This is a genomic window from Veillonella parvula (assembly GCF_032575955.1).
GTDB lineage: Bacteria > Bacillota > Negativicutes > Veillonellales > Veillonellaceae > Veillonella > Veillonella parvula_J.
Genome location: NZ_JAWFXN010000001.1, coordinates 538,742 through 562,803 on the forward strand (window position 1 = coordinate 538,742; position 24,062 = coordinate 562,803).

Genomic DNA, 24,062 nt, shown 5'->3' on the forward strand with positions numbered 1-24,062 from the left:
ATAAAAGAGACTCTACACATCAGTAGAGTCTCTTTTATTTTAACACTATCAACTAGCATCTTAGAAAATATTTTTAGCGTAATTAGCGTACTTAGTTTCTAATTCTTCCATTTTATCATTCATTTCGATTTGTAATTGGGATGCTAAATCATATTCACCATCATTAAGTGCATCGATTAAACGAGTGAATAAGGATTTACGATCGTCACTATCTTTAGCAAGATAGAAACGTAAGTCATTAACTTCTGCAAAGCGTTTATCATCTACACTATTTCGGCTATCAGTATGAATTGCAACCATGCTACGAACTGTATCCAAATTATTTGGAATTAAGCGATTAGCCAATACTAGTTTCCAACGTTTAAGAATGGAGGCAATAAAGGAGTCCATTAAATCTTTAGCAAATGCATTGCCTTGAGCCAATGTTTCTACTAATTCAGGATTATTTTGGTAACCCTTTATGTTTTCCCATACAGTAGCTGGAGCAACACCAAACATTTGATTACGTTCTTCTTGTGTGAAATCATCAAACACATCTTTTTCAGTACGGTATGCACGATTTGTAGCAAGATAATCAGATGTTTCACCTACTTCTTTGGAAAGCTCTGCTTCCAGTTGAGCTTGTGTTTTACCAGATGTAATGGCATATTTCATACCATCAAATGCAGAAATAAAGATCAATGCTAAAGCAGTATATGTATTGGTGTAAGGATTTGGAGAACGCAATTCATAACGTGTCGCCATAGGATTATCGATATCTCGAATTAAACCGCAAAGGATTGTACGGTTACGGCTAGGTTCAGATGGATCAGTACCTAAAGATGTAACAATACATACTGGCGCTTCAAACCCAGGTTTTAAACGATTTAAAGAATCTGTTGTAGAGCTGATGAATGGATTAATAGCTTCATAGTGTTTTAAAAGTCCCATAATTGCACCAATGCCTAAAGAGCTAGCAGATTCTTTTCGCATATCTTCTGGGCTAAATAAGTTAACAACTTTACCAGATTTTAATTTAGCCATAACACCAAAATGAGTATGTTCACCAGAACCAGCTACACCAATTATTGGTTTTGCATTAAATGTTACATCAAGACCATTTTCACGGAATACTTCACGAACAATGATACGAGCTTGTAATTCATTATCTGCTGTTTGTAATGGATTATTTGAGAATTTCCAGTCGATTTCTAATTGTTCTAATACAACTGCTTCATGACCATCTTCATCAAGTTTAGCTTTAACGCCACCTACTTCTTTATGACCCATTTCAGCAACCATACCATATCTATCAAGACGTTCAACAGCTTGTTCTAAAGCAGTGCGAACTGTACCATGAGTACGTTGCCAGTATTGTTCTTGTAATTTTTGGGATACGGATAATTCTTTTTTTGTAACTGTTCTAGATGGAGTTTTTACCCAGAATTCTAGTTCTGTTGCAGATGTGAAAATGATATCTACAACTTCATCAGCTTTCACATGCGGCATACCAGGTAAGCCATGTTCTTTAATCAAAGCCAATAATTCAGCACGAACATAGTCGCAGCTGCGTTTTAAAATAGAACGAGAATCTACATAGCGATAGTTATGCATCAAGAATGCAGGAATACGAAGTGTACCAGTTGGTAAGCCTGTAACAGGATCAATATTTTCGTAGTTGTAATCAACAAACCAGTTTACACTTGGATCGCCCCACATATCTACACGAGCATTATTTAATGTAGCAATATTTGTAAGTACTACAGAGGAACCATCTGTTTGAACAGCACGACCTTCAAAGAAAGATTCGTAGTCATCGAAGAATGCTGACATAGGAATCTTTTCATCAGTATCATTACCTGCTAAGTCAATACCTACAAGAGATACGAACTTGATTTCAGGATGTTGTTCTAATAATGCAAGAACCCCTTCTTTCCCATATTGACCTGCTGGAATGTAATATAATAATTCGTTAGTTGTCGACATATTTGTTCCTCCTAAAAGAAAAAGACTCCAACAAATAAATATATAAATCTATATATCTAAAGTGGAGTCTTCGTTGACCAATTATTTTATTGAGTTCATATTATCATATGTTGAAAATATATGTCAATAACTTTCTATAGAATTTCATTATGCTCTTAAAGTTACATCTAACACACCTATTACTATAAACTATAAATCAATTAGTATATATAAAATAGTCGTTGATATCTATTTATATTATCCAAGTAATTCTTTAACAATGTTATTAACAATCTTACCATCTGCACGCCCTTTTGTTTTTGGCATTACATGTTTCATAACATTACCCATATTTACGTTATCACCACATGCAGCAATGGCTTCTTGTACAATTATACGAATTTCATCATCTTTCAATTGCTCTGGTAAGTATTTTTGCAATACAGCCATTTCTTCTTTTACATGACTAATTAAGTCCTCACGGCCTGCTTTTTCAAATTCTGTTAAGGAATCTTGACGAGTTTTCATTTCCTTAGCTAAAATGCCAAAAATGCCAGCATCATCTAGCTCAATTTTGTCATTGATTTCTGTATTTTTTATGGCACTATTGACCATACGAATTACAGATAACGCTGTTTTACCTTCTTCACGAGCTTTCATAGCTGCTTTCATATCTTCCTTTAATTGATCTTTTAAACTCATATTTCCTCCTTATGTATATAATAAAGAAACCCTAATTCTGGATTTCATAAAGCCATGAAAAGGCAGAATTAGGGTAATCATCTTATGCTCTGAATTTGCGTTTTCTTGCTGCTTCAGATTTTTTCTTTCTTTTTACGCTTGGTTTTTCATAGTGTTCGCGTTTTCTTACTTCAGACAAAACACCCGCTTTTTGGCAGGAGCGTTTGAATCGACGAAGAGCACTTTCAAGCGTTTCGTTTTTACCGACTTTGATTTCAGACATCTATATCCCTCCCTCCAAAAATAATCTCGGGAAGTGCTGATAATTTACATACGCACATATAATATTATATGTATAGGTATAGATGTTGTCAATATTTTCAAGTATATTTTATAGGTTTTTTAATGAGTATTATAAAAAGAATACATAATACTCAAAATTAGGCTTCTGGCCAGCCCATTTCTTCTCCACCTAAAAGGTGTGCATGCATATGGAATACAGTTTGACCGGCTTTTCCGCCAGTATTAAAGATCAAGCGATAACCATCTTTAGAAATACCAAGCTCTTTTGCTACATCACGAACAAATGGCAATAACCCTTCAACATAATCTGCATTCTTTTCATTAAGATGTGCAATATTAGACACGTGATTTTTAGGTACGATTAATACATGAACTTTTTTTACAGGTTGAATATCATGAAAAGCATAGAATTTATCATTTTCTAACACTTTTTTAGACGGAATTTCACCATTGATAATTTTGCAAAAAATGCAGTCACTCATAATCTAACTCCTTACTCAATAATTAAATAATTATCTTCTAAACCTACAACAGTTCCACCAACGAGATCACCAATTTTACGTGTCCCATCAGACTTAACTTTACCATTTATATATTCATTTGTTAAGCCCATGTAGTATCCATTCTCTTCCTTTTCGATGAGAATCTCACCAGGCTTACCAATGCGAGATTTTGCGTATCTTTCATAACCAGATTGGCTAAGACCATTTAAAAGTGCTACACGAGTCTTCTTAACAGCTTCTGGTACTTGATCCGCCATAGTGGCTGCAGGTGTACCCTCACGAATAGAGTATGGGAAGGCATGAATGTGCGTAAATCCAATTTCACGTACTGTATTCAATGTTTCTTCGAAGTCTTCATCAGTTTCTTGAGGGAAACCAGCAATAATATCAGTTGTAATTGATAAATCTTTAATACGAGAACGTAAACTTGTAATTAAATCTTTATATTCTTGTAATGTATAATGGCGTTTCATTAACTTTAATACGTGGTCAGAACCAGCTTGTAGAGGTAAATGTAAGTGTGGACAAACACGTTTATTCGTAGCCATTAATTCTACTAACTCATCAGAAACCTCTACGGATTCAATGGAGCCAAAACGAATGCGGTATAAATTAGGAATCTCTAATAAAGCTTTTACCACATCAGCTAATGTTGGACGACCTGGTAATTCGACACCGTAATTACCCAAATGTATGCCAGTTAATACGATTTCATGGAATCCATGATCTACTAAACGTTTTGCCTCCTGTACAATATCATCAACTTTACGAGATTTTAATTTTCCTCGAGTATAAGGAATGATACAAAAGGCACAATAGTTATTACAACCTTCTTGAATTTTCATGAAAGCACGAGCTTTGTCAGATTCATTACCAAATAACGGCATTTCCTCGAAGTTAGATTCCTTCATGATATCCCGAACAGCATTAATTTGTCGTTCTGTAGATTCTAATTGCTCTACTAATTCAACAATTTTAGAGCGATTATTGGTACCAATAACGAGATTAACACCATCTATAGCAGCAATCGCATCTGGATCAAGCTGAGCATAACAACCAGTTACAATAACATAGGCATCTTCATTTTGACGTTTCGCCTTGCGGATTAATTGACGGGATTTCTTTTCCCCCATATTCGTTACAGAACACGTATTAATTACATATATATCAGCTTTTTCATCGAAGTCTACCGCTTCGTAATTATTTTGTAAAAATAAACCTTTCATGGCATCTGTATCATATTGGTTTACGCGACACCCTAAGGTTGTAAAAGCAACGGTTTTCATTGCACCTCTCTATTCTTATTTAATTTATAATTCTAATTCATATTGAATCATCGCTAACGATCCAATAGCAGCAGTTTCAGCCCGCAAAATTGTATTTCCTAGCGATACTGATTTTCCACCATATTTTATAATAGCATTGATTTCCTTCTCTTGATAGCCCCCTTCAGGACCTATACAAATTAAAACATCAGTTACAGACTTATCGGAATGCAAAGTTTTAAGTACATCTTTGATAGTCTGCCCTGCTTCATTTTCATAGGCTACCAACTTCAACGCCTCAGATTCAATGTCTAATGCTTGTAAAAGCGTCTCTCCTACTACGAGTGTAGGCAAGTGTTTTCGTCCACATTGTTGAGCTGCTTCTAGCATTATTTTTTCCCAACGATTTACTTTTGATTGAAGCTTTTTTTCATCATATTTAGCTACGCAGTTAACTGTGGGCACAAGATAAATTGTATCCACATTTAACTCCGTCGCCTTTTGTAGAACCCACTCTAGTTTTTCACCTTTTAATAAGGATTGAACCAGGATAGTACGATAAGATGCTACATTTTCTTCTACATATTCAATCAGTTTTGCTTGCGCTTTACCATCTACTTCTGCTGTAATTTGATATATACCACAACGGTTATCGCTGCCGGTTCCGGTTACAGTTATGGGCTTCTCCATATTATGGCGAAATACATGTAGTACATGATGGGTCACATCTTTTGGTAATTCTATTATTTCATCTAATGGTGTAGGAATAAAAATCTTTTTCATCGTTTTTCTAGCGCAAACGTATGCCAAGGCCCTGCGACGCGCTCCTCAATAATATGCCAATGAGCCTCAATATATGGCATGATTTCATCATAACGATCATCAATAATGCCACTAATAATCAAAATGCCCTTATCATCCAGTTTCTTACCAATTTGAGGTAATAGTATTTTAAGCGGATCTACTGTTAGATTAGCTAAAATTAATTGGGCAGTACCATTGAAATCACTATCCAAATTACCACAAATGATTTCAGCAGATACATGATTATTATCACAGTTAATTCTAGCTTGATTTGCAGCATACTCTTCTATATCTATACCAACTAAATTTTTAATACCTAAATGGGCTGCTACTAATAAAAGAATACCTGTGCCAGTACCAATATCCAAACAAGTAACTGTATCAAGATCCATAGATTTACTATAGGATTTTAATAACTCTGCACAAGTCCGTGTTGTCTCATGAGACCCGGTACCAAAGGAAATATCTGAATCGATTTCAATAATAGTTTTATTATCTACATTATTGTATTCCTGCCATGCTGGTTTAATGACTAAGTTAGGTAAAATTTCTGTAGGTTCAATATACTGTTGCCAAGAGTTTAACCAAGTTGACCCATCAAGAATATCTGTATCTATTGATATAATCTTAATATTATCCTCTGTAAGGCGTTTTTCTAAATCCGCCTTAATCATATCCATATCGAATGATGAATCAGCGTACATAGTTAATTTTATTAAATTAGGCTGATTTTCAACATCTTCTTCTATAATCCCATTGTCTGTATAATCGTCAAAAAGAGTAGTCACCTCATCGGTGGCTACTCTTTCACAGACAACGGAAATTTCTATCCATTGCATATATGCTCCTTTATAGGGAATGTGATGGAACAAACCATTCCTTCACATGAGCTGTTCATTTTGTTAAACAGTCCTTGATTTTTTCAAAGAGACTTTTACTCACTTGTAAGTTATTAACGTCTTCATTACTTTCATTTGCAAAGCGTAGCAATAGCTCACGTTGAGTATCTGTCAACTTCTTAGGCGTTTGGACAGTTACCACAATATGTTGGTCACCCCTTTGGTTAGGGTTACGCAAATATGGAATACCTTTGCCCTTTACGCGGAATGCCGTTCCCGTTTGAGTACCTTCCGGAATCTTTAACTCTACTTTACCATCTAAGGTGTTAACTTGTATAGTCGCACCAAGAGCAGCTTGAGCAAAGCTAATATTTACACGGCTAATAACGTCATTACCATTTCGTTCAAATTCCTTATGCGGACGAACAAAGATATATACATAAAGGTCCCCTTTAGGACCGCCTAAAATACCAGGTTCCCCTTCATTAGCTACACGTAAGCGAGATCCGCTATCTACACCAGCTGGAATCTTAATGGAAATCTTCCGTTTTGCCAACATTTCGCCAGTACCACGACACTTTGAGCAAGGTTTTTCAATGCTTTTACCCGTACCATGACAGCGAGAACAAGTGCGAACGGACTGCATACGTCCAAATGGAGTATTTTGAATAACCGCTTCTTGACCAGAACCATGACAGTTTGGACAAGTATCGACACGAGAGCCTGGTTCACCACCAGTACCATGACAGTGATCACATTCTTCATGACGATGCACTTCAATTTCCATAGATTTACCAAAGGCTGCATCTTCAAAGGAAATATCGATATCTTCACGCAAGTCATTACCTTTTTGAGGGCCTTGTTGGCGTCCACCACCAAACATGCCACCAAAAATGTCGCCAAAGATATCACCAAAGCCTCCAGCTTGACCACCGAAACCGCCGAAGCCACCTTGGAAACCACCGGCACCAGCGCCGCCTCCTTGTTTGAAGGCGTCGTGGCCGAATTGGTCATATTGAGCTTTTTTAGTTTCATCAGACAAGACTTCGTAAGCTTCGTTAGCTTCTTTAAACTTTGCTTCAGCTTCCTTTGGATTGTCTTTATTTACATCTGGGTGGTATTGGCGTGCCTTTTTACGGAAGGCTTTTTTGATTTCATCTTGAGAGACATTTTTACTAACCCCTAGGATGTCATAATAATCACGTGCCATTCGTTACCAACCCTTCTTATTTCTTGTCGTCATCCACTACTGTGTAATCAGCATCAACTACATTGTCATCAGATTTTGTTTGTTGTTGACCTTGATCTGTAGCACCAGCTGCTTGTTGAGCTTGTTGAGCTGCTGCATACATTTGTTCTGCTAATTTATGTAATGGTTGTTCCAAAGCTTCACTATCTTTTTTGATGTCTTCGATATTGCCAGCTTCGATAGATTTTTTCAATTTATCTTTCGCTTCTTCTACTTCTTTCATCAAAGCAGCATCGCCTTTACCTTCAAGGTCTTTCAATGCTTTCTCAGCTTGATATACTAAGGAGTCCGCATTATTTTTAATGTCTAATTCTTCTTTTCTAGCTTTATCTTCTGCTGCATGAGCTTCAGCTTCTTTAACCATGCGGTCAATTTCTTCTTCTTTCAAGCCGCTAGAAGAAGTAATGGTAATTTTTTGTTCTTTTTGAGTCCCCAAATCTTTAGCTTTTACATGTACGATACCATTAGCATCGATGTCGAATGTTACTTCGATTTGAGGAACCCCACGAGGAGCAGCAGGGATACCATCCAAGTTGAAACGACCCAATGTTTTATTATCTGCTGCGAATTCACGTTCACCTTGTAATACATGGATATCTACAGATGGTTGGTTATCTGCTGCAGTAGAGAATACTTGAGATTTAGATGTAGGGATTGTAGTGTTACGATCGATAATACGTGTGAATACGCCACCCATTGTTTCGATACCAAGGGACAATGGCGTTACGTCAAGTAACAATACGTCTTTAACTTCACCTACTAATACGCCACCTTGAATAGCAGCACCAATAGCTACACATTCATCAGGGTTAACATTTTTAGTTGGTTCTTTACCCAATACTTTTTTAATTGCTTCTTGTACAGCTGGAATACGGCTAGAACCACCAACTAACAATACTTTATCGATATCGGATGCAGATAAACCAGCATCGCTCATAGCTTTACGAGTAGGTTCAATAGTCGCTTGTACTAAGTCAGCAGTTAATTCTTCAAATTTAGCACGAGTTAATGTTACATCCAAGTGTTTAGGGCCTGTAGCATCAGCTGTAATAAATGGTAAGTTGATATTTGTGCTAGCTACGCCAGATAATTCAATTTTTGCTTTTTCAGCAGCTTCTTTTAAACGTTGATCAGCTAATTTATCATTGGATAAATCAATACCAGTTTCTTTTTTGAACTCTTCAATAAGGTAATTCATAATGCGTTGGTCGAAGTCATCCCCACCAAGGTGGTTATTACCAGATGTTGCTAATACTTCAAATACACCATCACCAAGTTCAAGGATAGATACGTCGAATGTACCACCACCAAGGTCAAATACAAGAACTTTACCGTCTTCATCTTTATCTACACCATATGCAAGAGCAGCTGCTGTAGGTTCGTTGATGATACGAAGTACTTCAAGACCTGCAATAGCGCCAGCGTCTTTTGTAGCTTGACGTTGAGCATCTGTAAAGTATGCAGGAACTGTAATAACAGCTTGTTTTACAGGTTCGCCCAAGTAAGCTTCTGCGTCAGCTTTGATTTTTTGAAGAATCATTGCAGAAATTTCTTGAGGAGTATAAGATTTACCTTCTACAGTTACTTTGTAGTCTGTACCCATGTGACGTTTAATAGAAATGATTGTATTTTCTGGGTTGGATACAGCTTGACGTTTAGCCAATTGACCAACTAAACGTTCTCCATTTTTTGCGAACCCAACAACGGAAGGAGTTGTACGTGCACCTTCTTGATTTGTAATAACCGTAGGTTCGCCGCCTTCCATAACAGCAACACAAGAGTTTGTTGTCCCTAAATCAATACCAATTACCTTTGCCATAATATATACCTCCTAAAACTTTATAATCTATTCAACAACTTTTACCATTGCTGGACGTATACAACGACCATCAACAGTATAGCCAGTTTGCAATACTTCACACACCGTATCGGATTCATATTCATCTGACGGTACACGCATAATCGCTTGATGGAAATTTGGATCAAATGGTTGCCCCACAGCCTCAATAACCGCTAAACCATGTTTAGATAACATAGCCATCAAATTTTGATGAATCATAATGAATCCATCGAGGAATACTTTTGCTTCCCCCTCTGCAGGACTTTGAACAGCCCGTTCAAAGTTATCCAAGACAGGAAGAAGGTCTGTTAATACATCCCCTTTTACATATCCTGCAAGTTGCTCTTTTTCCTGATTAGTACGTCGTTTGAAGTTTTCAAAGTCCGCTTGTAACCGTTTATAGCGATTATCAAAGTCGGCTTTAAGTTCTTCTAATACTTGAGCAGCATCAGCCACAGCTTCTTCAGTTTTTTCAACAGTTGGTTCCTCTACATTCGTAGTATCCTCTGTTTCCTCCACTGTTTCTTGTTTAATGTCTTGTTCTTCAGCCATTATATGCCCTTTCTGTTTTGTTCTTTTACCATAGTTTCCATTATATGTTTCATATGGGACAACATGCCGATGATACGTCCGTATTCCATCCGCGTTGGACCAAGAATAGCAAGAGTTCCAATAGGCTGATCTTGATTCGTAAAATCAGCTTGTACCACACTCACTGAATGTAGCGCTTCAGTTTCATTCTCAATACCAATCTTGACCTTAACAGGTGTTGGAGAATCATCTTTTAATAGCTGTCCTAATTGATTTTGTTCTTCCACTAAGGAAAGCAAGGGTTGTACCTTCTCAACAGACTTAAACTCTGGTTGATTTAACAACTCTGTGGTACCTACCGAATAGAACAACTTACGTTTATTAATAGCTCGTAATAATGTCTCCGAAAGGATTAATAAAATTCCCTGTGGTCCTTCCATATGGACCAATATAGATCCTAAAGCCTCAGCCGTTACATGACCAATACTTACATTCTGTAGTGCATTGCTAAATTGTATGGCTAGACTCTGTAAAAGCTCTGGTGAAACGCTTTCACCAAAGTACATCAATTCATTATCGAGTGCTCCTGTTTCAGTAATAACTACCATAATGGCTTGATGACTATCTAGCGGTAATACATGAATGTATTTGATTAATGCTCTATCATGGGCTGGTGCTAAGAATAAACTCATGCTATGACTTACCTCTGAAAGTAGTTTAGCCATATTGAGAAAGAGTTCACTCGTTGATCCATTGGAACGTTTCCATAACATTTCAATTTTTTCAGCATCCTGTAATGGAACAGGTTGTCGACTCAGCATAGAATCAACATATAAGCGATAGCCCTTAGCTGAAGGAATACGTCCAGCCGATGTATGAGGTTGCTCTAAATAGCCTAATTCCTCTAAATCGGACATTTCGTTCCGCACCGTAGCAGGACTAATGCCAAGATCATAATTTTTAGCAATCGTTCGAGATCCTACAGGTTCTGCGGACTTAACATAGTCTTCAATTATGGCTCGCAAGATGCGCTGTTTTCTTTCATCCATAATGACACCTCTTGTTAGCACTCATAAACTTTGAGTGCTAATCGCATGTATAATATTATCATATTCAAAAAAAATGTCAAGCAGAAAAATCCTTAAAAAGTCAAATAATATCTATTTAGTCAAAAAGACAATTCAATATTTTTAATTAATTGGTCAAAAAATCAAAGTACAAAAATAAAAAAACACTTATACTATCTACATTTATGACATATCCCAAAATTTAAAGATTAGAATATGTTGGTCTAATAAAATTTCTATTATTAAAACCTGAAATAGTATAAGTGTTTATATTTGTAATAATTTTATTGTAATTCTATTGTTAATGGACTCTTAGTTAGAATACTTTTTGGGCCCTAACTATTTACAGACTAAAATCATAAATCAATAAGTACTAGAAATATAATAATTTATAGTTCTACACCTTCTAATGGATTACCAAGTCGTTCTAACAATTGTCCCATACGTTCACGAGGTTCCCCATGTTCCGCATACCAATCAATCAAAATGTCTACAGCTTTTTTAGATTGCTCAATAGTTAGTTTTCTTGCTAAAATTTTTCCTGCTTCTGGTCTCATGCCTGTATTACCGCCAACAGCCAACATAAAACCTTGCGATGTACCAATAAAAGCAATATCTTTCACCATCGCATCAGGGCAGTTACGTCCACATCCACTGATGCCAATCTTGCACTTATGAGATGTTTTTCGGCCGTAGTGTTTTCTCTCTACATAATCAGCCAATTCTTTAGTTTCCATTTGTCCATTTTTACAATGGCCTTTACCTACACAGGCAATTAAGGAATTAACACCTCTATGAATAACAGTTGTCACGCCATCAGGCAATTCAGAAATTAGCTGTTCCTTATCATCTTTTTCAATACCTGTAATTTGTATACCTGTTACAACATGACGAAAGGATCCGCCATATTTTTCAGCAAGTTCTATGCATGCTTTCATTTGATCTAAAGTAAATTCATTATGTAAACCGTGTAATATTACAGATGTCTTCATCGTTCCTCCTCAAATCTAGCATGCTTATTCATCATCATCCTATTTATACTAACATATTAGATTTTGAGAAACTGTGAGAAATTACTCACGAATAAATTGACTAAATACATAGTTTCCATGCTTGGCACCTTCAGCGGTTAAATGATAACTTCCACTTTGATATTCTAATAGATCCTTACTAACTAAATCCTCTAAAGTAGTACCAAATAAATTATGGACAGATACGCCAAATTTATCTTCAAATTTTCGCTCATCAAGGCCCCATTTAGTGCGAAGAGCTAAAAAGCAAAAATCCTCTTGAGCTCGCTCTAAAGTAATCGTCTCCGTATCAATAGTAGGCATAATATATCTGTCAACGGATTGTATATAGGGCATTACATTACGATTATTACTACGGCGTACTCCGTCATAGAAGGAATGAGCACCAGCACCAAAGCCTAAATAATCTACATAGTGCCAATATTTTAAATTATGACGGCTATAGGAATTAGTCTTGGCGAAATTTGAAATCTCATATCGTTCAAAGCCTAAAGCTTTTAATCCGTCCATCATCATGTCATACATGGATTCATCAATGGTTTCACTAGGAATAGAAATAAGGTTCTTTTGTACTAAATGATATAGATACGTTCCTACCTCAACTTGAAGTCCATACGTTGAAATATGATTAATCGGTAAGTCTTTTACAATATCTAAATTATATTGAATATCCTCTAATGTTTGTCGTGGCAAACCATAAATCAAATCAATATTGATATCAGTAAAGCCCGCCTCTTTAGCATCATAAACGGCTTGTTTTGCCTGTTCTCCGTTGTGACTACGATGAAGCATGGTAAGCAACTTATCGTCAAATGTTTGAACACCAAAGCTAATACGATTAAAACCAAGTTTAACTAATTTCGTTAAATAATGTAAATTTACTTCCCCAGGATTCGATTCAATAGTCATATGACAATCGTCAGTAATTGTAAAAGTATTTTTAATTTTATCAAGAATCATCTGTAGTTGTTGAATCGATAATTCTGTAGGCGTACCTCCACCAAAATAAATTGTATCAATAGCTTTAGATGTAGACTCTGGATGTTCAGAGACCCATAAATCAATTTCTTGAACTAAAGCATATACATAGGTTTCGTAATAATCTTGTAAATTTTGATAAGCAGGAAAATCACAATACATACATTTCTGTTTACAAAAAGGGATATGGACATACAACCCCATATCCCTCAGTGTAGACAGATTCAGAATATCAGAATCTGTTTTCATTTTATTAGTCCTCAACCTTGAGAATCGCCATGAATGCTTCTTGCGGGATCTCTACGGAACCGACGGACTTCATGCGTTTCTTACCGGCTTTTTGTTTTTCAAGTAATTTACGCTTACGAGAAATATCACCACCGTAACATTTTGCCAAAACGTCCTTACGCCAAGCTTTTACAGTTTCACGAGCCACAATTTTTGTACCTACCGCCGCTTGAATTGGAATTTCAAACATTTGACGAGGAATCAATTCTTTCAATTTCTCAGCTAATGCACGTCCACGTGTAGCTGCACGGTCCTTGTGTACAATAATGGACAATGCATCTACAGGATCACCATTTAAGAGAATATCCATCTTAACCATTGGAGATTGTTTATATCCAATCAATTCGTAGTCAAGAGATGCATACCCCTTTGTAGCAGATTTTAATTTATCAAAGTAATCATAAATGATTTCACTCAATGGCAAGTGATAAACGACAGATACGCGTGTTTCATCCAAATATTCCATAGATTGATATTCACCGCGTTTATCTTGAGATAATTCCATGATAGTACCAACAAAATCTTTAGGTACAATTGTAGTCGCCTTTACATAAGGCTCTTCAATGTAATCAATTTCTGTTGGAGGTGGTAATTTAGCTGGATTATCGACTTCGAGCATTTCCCCATTTGTTTTGTACACTTTGTAATTTACCGATGGAGCCGTCGTAATAAGCGTCAAGTTATATTCACGTTCTAAACGTTCTTGAATTACGTCCATATGCAAAAGACCGAGAAACCCACAACGGAAACCAAAGCCCAATGCCAATGATGTTTCTGCTTCATATTCTAAGGCAGCATCATTAAGCTGTAACTTTTCTAATGCATCCCGAAGGTTTTCATAATCTTTAGACTCTGTTGGGTAAAGGCCACAGTACACCATAGATACAGCCTTACGATAACCAGGCAATGGTTCTGATGCAGGATTATTAGCTAATGTTACAGTATCGCCTACATGGCAATCTTTTACATTTTTGATGCTAGCTGCAATACAACCTACTGAGCCACATGGTAATTCTTGCACAGGTACAAGATTTGGAGTAAAAATACCGAGTTCTGTAACATCAAAGTCCTTTTTATCATGCATCATGCGAATTGTATCTTTTGCTTTTATGGACCCTTCTTTTACACGGACATAGGCAATAGCACCTTTGTACGCATCAAAACGGCTATCAAAAATCAAGGCTCTTGTTGGCTCATCAGATTTATCTGGTGGTGCAGGAACTTTATTTACAATAGCTTCTAAAATATCAGGAATACCGATACCTGATTTGGCAGAGCATAATATAGAATCAGATGCGTCTAAACCAATAATATCTTCAATTTCTTGTTTAACACGATCAGGATCTGCTGACGGCAAATCAATCTTGTTAATAACAGGAATGATTTCAAGATCATGTTCTAAAGCGAGATATACATTTGCCAACGTTTGTGCTTCCACACCTTGAGCAGCATCAACAACAAGTAATGCCCCTTCACAGGCTGCAAGAGAACGAGATACTTCATAGCTGAAATCGACATGGCCCGGAGTATCGATGAGATTCAAAGTGTATTCTTCACCGTCTTGAGCTTTGTACAAAATGCGAACAGATTGTGCTTTAATAGTAATGCCTCGTTCACGTTCAAGGTCCATGGAGTCCAAAACTTGAGCCTCCATTTCACGTTTTTGTAATGTGCCAGTATATTCAATTAATCTATCGGCAATGGTTGATTTACCATGGTCAATATGGGCTATAATACAGAAGTTTCGAATCTTTTTCGTTGACATACTATGTGAACAAGTTCAAAGAACTTGCATTCTCCTTTCTAACATACGCGATCGATAACAGCACCTCCCAATAATTGAGTGCCATTATAAAAGGCTACAGATTGACCTGGGGTAATAGCCCGTTGTGGTTCTTCAAAAATAACCTCCATTGTATCGTCATCTAAAATACGTGCTGTGCAAGGAGAAGGGTTAGCTGCATAGCGAATTTTGCCTTCTGCCTTCAATTCCTTATGAATTGTATCATCTAAGAAGTTATAGAACTTACAAATCATACGATTTGTAAAGAGACGTTCGTTAGGACCCACGATGACCTCATTACGATCCCCATTAAATCCAATAACATATAAAGGGTGTTTATAAGCAATACCAAGGCCTTTACGTTGACCAATCGTATAATTAAATAAGCCGTTGTGCTTACCTAATACCTCACCATCTTCGGTAACGATATTACCAGACTCTGGCTTACCCTTCATTTCTTCTACCACAAGCTTTTGATAGTTCCCATGAGGCAAGAAACAAATATCTACGCTATCTGGTTTTTTAGCGACTGGCAAATCATATTCAGCAGCTAATTTACGTGTTTCAGTCTTACATTGACCACCTAATGGGAACATAAGATGACTCAAAATACGTTGGTTCATATTGTACATAACATAACTTTGGTCTTTTGTAGGATCAACACCTTTATGTAACTCATATAGACCTGTTTCTTCATTGTAATTTACTTGTGCATAATGACCAGTTACCATATGTGTGGCACCTAATTCAAGAGCACGATTGAGCATCAAGTCAAACTTGATGTTCTTGTTACAAAATACACAAGGATTTGGCGTACGACCATAGGCATATTCTTTTACAAAGTAATCTACTACGTTTTCGTAGAATACATCACGAGCATCGATAACATGATGCTCGATACCAAGAAAATCACACATCTTCTTAGCATCAGTTACGGCAAGAGGCACCTCATCATAGGGCGTACCACTCACCCATAACCATAGGGTAATACCAAATACTTTATAGCCTTGTTTTAATAGCATTGCAGCAGTTAAAGAACTGTCTACGCCGCCACTCATAGCTACAGCGATAACTTTTTCCATACTTTCTCCTTTTAATGATCTCTTGATCATAAAACTAATCAGGGTGAAAGCCTGACGTGTAAAACACTAGTTCGGTGTAAAAGTCCGAGTAGTATTGCTATAAAATTATAGCAACTTATATTATAGCCTAGAAATAGGTATATTGAAAAGATTTGAAATAAAAAGAATCCCTTTCACAAAAGAAAGAGATTCTAAATATTATCTATGTTTTAATAGTTCTTCAGCAGCTCCTAAAATACCAAGCATGGAATGTTCAAACACTAGGCCACCCTGCATGAAAATTGTATACGGTGGACGTACAGGACCATCGGCACTGAGTTCAATAGAGGAACCTTGTACAAAGGTACCACCAGCCATGATGATTTTATCTTCGTACCCAGGCATATCCCCAGGAATAGGATGTACATGAGCATCTACAGGAGAATAGGCTTGCATACCTACACAGAAATGCTCCATTTCTTCCCCATTTTTCAGATTAATGGCTTGAATCAAATCATAGCGATCAGCATTTACCTTAGGGAATACATCATAGCCTAGTAACTCACCTACAGCAGCCGTATATACAGCACCTTTAAGAGCTTGTAATACTACGTGAGGTGCCATAAATAAACCTTGGAAGAACAAGCGATAACCAGGAGCATATGAACCCATATGATCGCCAAGTCCAGGAGCTGTCAATTGATATGCTGCATCCTCTACAAGGTTTTCTCTACCAACAATATAACCACCAGTTGGTGCTAAACCGCCACCTGCATTTTTAATGAGAGAGCCAGCCATAATGTCAGCACCAGCTTCTAATGGTTCTTGCAGCTCTGTAAATTCACCGTAACAATTATCTACGAAACAAATCGTTTTAGAATTTTTAGCTTTTACAGCATCTACAATAACCTTAATATCTGCAATAGATAAAGGTTCACGTGTGCTATAGCCTCGAGACCGTTGAATGACTACTACCCGCGTATTATCGTTAACAGCGTTAGCAATAGCCTCAACATCATAAGTATTATCTTTCAATGGTACCTCAGTATAGGTAAAGCCTTTTTTTACTAAAGAACCACGCACTTCACGAGATGAACCGATAACAGATTGCATCGTATCGTAAGGAGCCCCAACAGCATAAATAAATTCAGTACCTTTAGAACCATTGCCCATCAAAGAAATTAACGTCGTTGCTAATGCATGTGTACCAGAAACAAAGTGCGGCCGTACAATAGCCTTTTCACCTTTAAATACATAGGCAAATACTTCATCTAATTTCTCACGGCCTACATCGTTATAACCATAACCAGTTGTGCCCGTAAAATGATAATCAGATACTTGGCACTCTTTAAATGCTTCTAATACCTTTTTTGTATTTTCCAATGCAATAGGTTCAAACTTTTTGAATTCAGGTTCAGCCATTTCAAGGGCTTTACTGCGTATTTCTTCTAATGTCATGCTATTCCTTCTCTACGGATTAAATCCATAGCTTTATTAAATATAAAATCTTTAGATGTATTGCTATCAATATGTATCCATTCTATATATGGCATACGTTTATACCATGTAATTTGGCGCTTAGCAAAATGACGTGTATTCTTCTTAATTAAGTCACGACACTCATCTAATGTTATATTGCCATTTATATAGTCTACAACCTCTTTATAGCCAATACCTTTAAAAGCTTGGCAATCTGGATTCACTCCAGATTTTATGAGTTGTTCCACCTCTTCAATCAAACCTGCATCAAACATCATATCAACGCGTAAATTAATACGTTCATATAATTTATCACGATCTCTTATGAGACCGATAACAGGTCCTTTATAGGATACACCATTTTTTGTCTGATTTCGCAACGAATCTACATCACCATGATGCAATATCTCAATAGCTCGATACAAACGATGTTTATCGCTATATTGTATCTCTATATTATGCTCTTTACCTAATGTGAAAGCATAGTTTCGTAAGCCTTCAATACCTTTTGTACTATAGAGCTCATCGAGTTCTGCTCGCAAATATTCGTCAGGTTTAACATCATTAAAGTTGTAGTTCTCCAATAATGATTGGACATACAGGCCTGTACCACCAGACAGAATAGGAAGAATATTTCTATCTTTTAATCTTGCAATTATTTCTTTAGCTTGATCTTGAAAAATAGATACCGAATATGAATCATTTGGTTCCAGTATATCGATGAGATGATGTTTCACCCGATTAAGTTCATCCACCGATGGTTTAGCGGTACCAATATTAAGTTGTTTATAAACCTGATAAGCATCACCAGAAATAACCTCAGCATGCAGCTGTTCTGCTAGGTCCAAGGTAAGATCTGTTTTGCCTACCGCAGTAGGTCCAACGATGGTAATTAAAGGATTCACAATAACTCCTTCATATATACACCATAGCCTATGCGGCTATATTTTCCTCCTACCCATTTATGAGGTGGATATTTCTGAAAGACAGAACTAAATGGTCGTTCTTTAATGATAACACCATAAGAGGCAACACGCATAGCTTCCTCCATAATTTTATCATCAATATGACTTTCCACAGTATGTCCACGGAGTGGTTTAAATTGAGGACTATCCTCTACAGGGACCTCAAACATAGGGTCAAAATAAATAATATCTACACTTTCATCTGGTAGATTAGGTACATAATTTTCAAAGGTATCATAACTTACCTCAATACGACGTAATGCGTCCGTCACGCTTTTCACATTATGCGAATAATGAGCTAAACCATAAGATGTGGCAAGCCATATAGGTAAAGAACCTTCTAGGCCTTTTATTTTAGCCTGAGGAAAAGCATAGCTCACCACGATACTGTCACTGCCAAGACCAATTGTACAATCAAGAAACGAAAATTCTTTTTTATCAGTTATTTCATTAGTACTTAGTATTGTCTGAACAGCATTAATTAAATAATCTCCTTCTCCACGTTGCAAACGTAGTATACGTAATTGAGCCATGGATAAATGAAAACTATGCTGTTGATTATTGGGAAAATGAATGGTTAGGCCATTACCAGAAAGAACCGCAATGTAATCACATAGATGTGCGTCAAATAATGCTGGTATAGATAATTTTCCTCTTTTTATATAAGTCATATGCATAGAGGAAGCCAACACTTTGGCTTCCTCTTGAATGGCCTCATTAGATTTTTGGGCTGTAGTTAATATATTCATGTTAAGACCGTAAGAATAATTTACCTAATTCATCAGGTGTAAATTTGATTATCGTAGGACGACCATGAGGACATACATATGGTTTTTCGGTACTAAATAAGTCCTCAATTAAAGTAGTCATTTGATACATATTTAAATTATGACCTGCCTTGATTGCCCCTCTGCAAGACGCATAGGCTAACATTTCATGTCGTAATTGAGCCTTAGTAGGCTGTTGATGATCATGTAAGTAAGAGAATACATATTGGAGAATTTCAAAAGCTTTTGACTCTACCAAATCTACAGGAGCTCCTACTAATTTTATCTTAGTAGGACCACCCAGCTCTACATCGAAACCAAGATCAAGTAATATTTCTCGTTCTTCCTCTACTAAATTCATTTCATCATCTGTGGCCTCATTATATTGAGGAACCAAAATAGATTGCATAGGAATCGATTCAGAAGACTTACACAACTTATCATAACGCACACGCTCATGCGCCGCATGTTGGTCTATGATATATAGATCATCACCTTTTTTTGCTAATATATAACAAGATGCAACTTGCCCCATTGGTAAAAAGCCCGAGTTATGAATTGTACGCTCTTCTACCTCTTCGTTACGAATATCATGAGACAAGGATTTAAACTTCTCTACATCTTCCGTAGTATAACTAGTGTATGCAGTAGGAACAGCTTCAAAACTTTCATCTACAAAAGAGGATTGTTCATAAGTAGCCTTAGGTGCAGGTGGTGTATACCCCTTAGTTTTAAGGTTTTCCACAAACTGCGAAGTTTCACCGCGCATGACTTCATAGCCTTTTGTACGGCGTCCACCAAAAACCTTATCATAATCTATAGCTGTTGCTATATGTTCAGCAGACTGCATCGAATCGTGTACAACAGTAGGTGTTTGATAAGAATCATAAGTAGTATTACCGGCTAAGGATGTACTATTAGAACTAAAATTCTTAATATTACTATCACTATTACTAGCAATATCATTACCATATTTATCGGATATATTATCAACTGTACCAGTCATATAAGATGATGACTCTCGTTCGTATCTCTCATGGAGTGGATTATTTAAAGCATTTAAGATACCGTGATATACGGCTTTAAATATAATCTTATCATCTGAGAATTTAACTTCACTCTTGCGAGGGTGTACGTTTATATCAACCATTCTCGCAGGCACAGTAATATTTAGTACCACCAAAGGATGACCATTTTTCGGTAATAGTGCATGGTATGCATTATCGATAGCCTTCATTATGGTTTTATCAGAAATCACTCGATTATTGACGATAATGGTCTGCCATATCCTTGTACTTTTAAGAAGTGTAGGCTTACTCACTACGCCATCGATATAGATAGAATCACTTTCATAGGCAACAGTAAAAATATCATCTTTAGTTTTATATCCATATAGTGCAGCTACAGTATCACTAATATCGCCATTTCCTGGTGTAATAATAGCTACCCGATCATCGATGATAAGCTTAAAAGAAATATGTGGATTACTTAGAGCTAATTTCCCTACAATATCTTGAATTTTAGAGGCTTCTGTACGCTCCGTCTTTAAAAATTTACGACGAGCCGGCGTATTATAAAATAAATCTTTAATTTCGATAGTTGTACCAGGTGCCGCACCATAAGGAATGCAATCGGTAAAAATGCCGCCATCAACAGTAATACGAGTCCCCAAATCAGAGTCTGCTTTACGAGTAATCAAAGAGAAATGAGATACAGAGGCAATACTAGCCAAGGCCTCCCCACGGAAGCCTAGGGACGCAATATCAAAGAGGTCCTCTACTTGTTGAATTTTAGAGGTTGCATGACGTAGAATCGCCAAGCGAGCATCTTCCTCCGTCATACCGATACCATTATCAGTAATCCGCATATAGGCCACACCGCCTTCACCAATTTCAACCTCAATATTAGTGGCAGACGCATCAATAGAGTTTTCTATGAGCTCTTTAATAACTGATGCGGGACGTTCAACGACTTCACCGGCAGCTATCTTATTGATTGTAGTTTCATCCAATACGTGAATGGTTGCCATTATTTCCCACCTCCTTTACGAGCCTCCTCTTGTAGTTCATATAATTTATTTAATGCTTCAATTGGAGTCATACTCATTACATCGACTTCCAATAAGCTATCTACTACGGAATGTGTAAATAAATTGCCTAGTGGGGAATCACTAACTTGCTTAACAGCTGTTTTTGCTACATTAGTAAGTTGAGCCCCCATAACTCGATTATTTAAATCACTTACATCGTGACTTTGATCTTCCAACGATTCCAAAATCACTTCAGCTCGTTTTAATACAGAGTTAGGTAGGCCCGCAAGTCTAGCAACATGGATACCATAACTGCGATCTGCACCACCTTTAATGATGCGGCGCAAGAAAGCAACATCCTTCCCTTTTTCTTTAACTGCAACGGTATAATTTTTTAATTTACTATAGCTTTCTTCTAAGCAAATTAATTCATGGTAGTGCGTTGCAAATAAAGTCTTGCTATGAATATGCTTACAAATATGTTCCACTACGGCTTGCGCGATACTCAAACCATCAAAGGTACTCGTACCCCGACCAATTTCATCAAGAATAATCAAGCTATTGTGAGTAGCATTCTCTAAGATATAAGCTACCTCTTTCATTTCCACCATGAATGTACTTTGGCCAGTAGAAATATCGTCGCTAGCACCGACACGTGTAAAAATACGATCCACAGGTGAGATAGATGCCTCACGAGCGGGAATAAAGGAACCAATCTGTGCCATAATCATTAAAATAGCCGCTTGACGCATATAAGTAGACTTGCCTGCCATATTAGGGCCTGTAATGAGTAAAAATTCTTCTTCATCATGATTTAAAACGATATCATTTGGTACGAATACCTCACGTTTTAAGAACTTTTCAATAACAGGATGACGACCATCGCGAATATTGATTTGACCATTCATTACAATAGTTGGACAAATATAGTTTTCTTCGTATCCAACTAATGCTAATGAGCATAATACATCAAGGTCTGCAAGAGCTCGAGCCGTTTCTTGTACCGCTTTGATAACGAGCTTAATATCATTACGCAATTGTTGATATAGTTCGTGCTCCAACGCAATGATTTTATCTTTTGCACTGAGAATTTTAATTTCAAACTCTTTCAACTCAGGTGTAATATAACGTTCAGCATTGGCCAAGGTTTGTTTTCGAATAAAATAATCTGGCACTTGTTCTGATTTACTATGTGATACTTCAAAATAGTAACCAAACACTTTATTATAACCAGTCTTAATTTTTGAAAGCCCTGTAGCTTCTTTAATATCCGCTTCCATCTTGGCGAGCCATTGCTCGCTATTAGTCGCTAAAGAACGTAGCTCATCTAAATCAGCATTAAAGCCATCTTTAATAACTCGACCATCTTTTAATGTCAACGCTGGTTGCTCTGCAATAGCACGACATAATAAGTCATAAATATCTTTATGATCATGAATGCGTTCATTAATCGACGTTAAAGCTAGACTTGAACATGTACTTAATACATTCTTAATATCCGGTAAAACTGCTAATGACTCACGAAGAGCTGTTAAATCTCTTGGAGATACAGATCCAGTTTCAACACGGCCAACGATACGTTCAAAATCGTAAATACAATCTAAAAAGCTTTGAATATGAGAGCGTTCAGCACCGCGTGTAATGAGTTCTGCCACGGCCGCTTGGCGACGTTGAATTTGATTTACATCAGTTAACGGGCTTTCAAGCCATTGTTTTAAAAGGCGTGCCCCCATTGGTGTCAACGTACGATCTAGCACATCAAGTAAAGTACCTTTTTGACCACCATCACGTAAATTGTGAGTAATTTCAAGGTGACGCAAAGAAGATGTATCAAGAATGAGGCGATTACCTACACTTAATTGATGTACATAGTTGATATGAGAAATTTCAGACTTAATTATATCTTCTAAATATAAAAGCATATAACCTAAAGCTTCCCATACGTCCTCTTCCATAAGGCCTAAATCACCAAAATGAGTGACAGCTTTTTCAGATACTTCACGCTGTGTATAGTAGGTAGAAAAAGGAGAAAATACGACATTACTAAATTGGTTTTCAATAAAATCTCGAATATCTTGCGGTAATATCGTTCCTTCAGGCAATATGATTTCACTTGGTCGATACATGCTAAGTGCATCGTACATATCACTGCGTTTTTCACAATTTGTAATGCGATGCCAAATAACTTCGCCTGTAGATACATCGGAAAACACAAGAATCCACGCATCTTTTACCATATAAAATAATGATAAAAAGTTATTTGACCGCGCATCGTTGCCATTCTCCGTCATCACCGTCCCCGGTGTAATGACTTTTATAACATCGCGCTTAACGATGCCCTTTACCGCTTTTGGATCCTCTAATTGCTCACAAATAGCAACCTTATACCCCTTTTTAACGAGCGTTTCAATGTAGCTTTCAGCAGCATGAAAAGGAACGCCACACATCGGTGTGCGTTCCTCATCTCCTGTAGGTCGACCTGTTAAGGTAATATTAAGTTCACGAGATGCAACTAAAGCATCATCATTAAATAATTCATAAAAATCACCTAAGCGAAAGAACAGTAATTCTTCAGAGTATCTAGATTTAATATCTAAATACTGCTCCATCATAGGTGTTTGCTTTTTACTCATATTCACCTCATATATTATGAGT

20 protein-coding genes are annotated in these 24,062 nt (G+C 36.9%); all 20 read right to left on the minus strand.

The genetic code is table 11. The features are described 5' to 3' along the window. Positions 1-60: 60 nt before the first annotated feature. Positions 61-1,965, minus strand: coding sequence for a type I glutamate--ammonia ligase (locus E7L28_RS02495; RefSeq protein ID WP_012864336.1), 1,905 nt, complete (start codon positions 1,963-1,965; stop codon positions 61-63). A gap of 237 nt (positions 1,966-2,202) precedes the next feature. After that, positions 2,203-2,646 (minus strand): GatB/YqeY domain-containing protein, encoded by a 444-nt coding sequence (locus tag E7L28_RS02500; protein ID WP_215675673.1) that lies wholly within the window; start codon positions 2,644-2,646, stop codon positions 2,203-2,205. A gap of 82 nt (positions 2,647-2,728) precedes the next feature. Further along, positions 2,729-2,908, minus strand: a complete 180-nt coding sequence (gene rpsU / locus E7L28_RS02505; RefSeq protein WP_004695751.1) for a 30S ribosomal protein S21 — start codon at positions 2,906-2,908, stop codon at positions 2,729-2,731. Positions 2,909-3,065: 157 nt separating this feature from the next. Next, positions 3,066-3,410 carry a histidine triad nucleotide-binding protein gene (locus tag E7L28_RS02510; protein ID WP_012864334.1) on the minus strand — a complete coding sequence of 115 codons (345 nt, stop codon included), beginning with the start codon at positions 3,408-3,410 and terminating at the stop codon, positions 3,066-3,068. Between the two features lie 11 nt (positions 3,411-3,421). After that, on the minus strand, positions 3,422-4,717 hold the full coding sequence (mtaB, locus tag E7L28_RS02515; RefSeq protein WP_215675675.1) for a tRNA (N(6)-L-threonylcarbamoyladenosine(37)-C(2))-methylthiotransferase MtaB: 1,296 nt from the start codon (positions 4,715-4,717) through the stop codon (positions 3,422-3,424). 24 nt (positions 4,718-4,741) lie between these two features. Continuing rightward, the gene (locus E7L28_RS02520; RefSeq protein WP_316603742.1) at positions 4,742-5,479 is read right to left on the minus strand and encodes an RsmE family RNA methyltransferase; all 738 of its coding nucleotides are present in this window, start codon (positions 5,477-5,479) and stop codon (positions 4,742-4,744) included. Then, entirely contained in the window at positions 5,476-6,339 is an 864-nt protein-coding gene (locus tag E7L28_RS02525) for a 50S ribosomal protein L11 methyltransferase (protein ID WP_012864331.1), read from the minus strand. Before E7L28_RS02525 ends, E7L28_RS02520 begins: the two co-directional genes overlap by 4 nt. Before the next feature lie 55 nt (positions 6,340-6,394). After that, positions 6,395-7,549: a molecular chaperone DnaJ gene (dnaJ, locus tag E7L28_RS02530; RefSeq protein ID WP_316691804.1), complete on the minus strand. Its 1,155-nt coding sequence runs from the start codon at positions 7,547-7,549 to the stop codon at positions 6,395-6,397. Positions 7,550-7,565: 16 nt separating this feature from the next. Then, positions 7,566-9,407 (minus strand): molecular chaperone DnaK, encoded by a 1,842-nt coding sequence (gene dnaK / locus E7L28_RS02535; protein ID WP_316603733.1) that lies wholly within the window; start codon positions 9,405-9,407, stop codon positions 7,566-7,568. Positions 9,408-9,434: 27 nt separating this feature from the next. Next, positions 9,435-9,980, minus strand: a complete 546-nt coding sequence (gene grpE, locus E7L28_RS02540) for a nucleotide exchange factor GrpE (RefSeq protein WP_004696996.1) — start codon at positions 9,978-9,980, stop codon at positions 9,435-9,437. Then, positions 9,980-11,008 carry a heat-inducible transcriptional repressor HrcA gene (gene hrcA, locus E7L28_RS02545; RefSeq protein ID WP_316603734.1) on the minus strand — a complete coding sequence of 343 codons (1,029 nt, stop codon included), beginning with the start codon at positions 11,006-11,008 and terminating at the stop codon, positions 9,980-9,982. Before hrcA ends, grpE begins: the two co-directional genes overlap by 1 nt. Positions 11,009-11,415: 407 nt before the next feature. Further along, positions 11,416-12,018, minus strand: a complete 603-nt coding sequence (locus E7L28_RS02550) for a nitrite/sulfite reductase domain-containing protein (protein WP_004697060.1) — start codon at positions 12,016-12,018, stop codon at positions 11,416-11,418. Positions 12,019-12,099: 81 nt separating this feature from the next. Continuing rightward, positions 12,100-13,284 carry a radical SAM family heme chaperone HemW gene (hemW, locus tag E7L28_RS02555; protein ID WP_008600870.1) on the minus strand — a complete coding sequence of 395 codons (1,185 nt, stop codon included), beginning with the start codon at positions 13,282-13,284 and terminating at the stop codon, positions 12,100-12,102. A gap of 4 nt (positions 13,285-13,288) precedes the next feature. Further along, positions 13,289-15,088 (minus strand): translation elongation factor 4, encoded by a 1,800-nt coding sequence (lepA, locus tag E7L28_RS02560; protein WP_227036947.1) that lies wholly within the window; start codon positions 15,086-15,088, stop codon positions 13,289-13,291. Positions 15,089-15,126: 38 nt separating this feature from the next. Beyond that, a complete protein-coding gene (gene mnmA / locus E7L28_RS02565) occupies positions 15,127-16,188 on the minus strand; it encodes a tRNA 2-thiouridine(34) synthase MnmA (protein WP_004695727.1) in 1,062 nt (353 codons plus the stop codon). Between the two features lie 198 nt (positions 16,189-16,386). Beyond that, positions 16,387-17,625, minus strand: coding sequence for a methionine gamma-lyase family protein (locus tag E7L28_RS02570; RefSeq protein WP_316711421.1), 1,239 nt, complete (start codon positions 17,623-17,625; stop codon positions 16,387-16,389). Then, positions 17,622-18,551, minus strand: coding sequence for a tRNA (adenosine(37)-N6)-dimethylallyltransferase MiaA (gene miaA / locus E7L28_RS02575; protein ID WP_012864326.1), 930 nt, complete (start codon positions 18,549-18,551; stop codon positions 17,622-17,624). Before miaA ends, E7L28_RS02570 begins: the two co-directional genes overlap by 4 nt. Beyond that, positions 18,548-19,360 (minus strand): class I SAM-dependent methyltransferase, encoded by an 813-nt coding sequence (locus tag E7L28_RS02580; RefSeq protein ID WP_316692319.1) that lies wholly within the window; start codon positions 19,358-19,360, stop codon positions 18,548-18,550. The genes miaA and E7L28_RS02580 overlap by 4 nt, the downstream gene beginning before the upstream one ends. A 1-nt stretch (position 19,361) precedes the next feature. Next, positions 19,362-21,407 (minus strand): DNA mismatch repair endonuclease MutL, encoded by a 2,046-nt coding sequence (gene mutL, locus E7L28_RS02585; protein WP_012864324.1) that lies wholly within the window; start codon positions 21,405-21,407, stop codon positions 19,362-19,364. Then, positions 21,407-24,040, minus strand: coding sequence for a DNA mismatch repair protein MutS (gene mutS, locus E7L28_RS02590; RefSeq protein WP_316692374.1), 2,634 nt, complete (start codon positions 24,038-24,040; stop codon positions 21,407-21,409). Before mutS ends, mutL begins: the two co-directional genes overlap by 1 nt. Positions 24,041-24,062 lie beyond the last annotated feature (22 nt).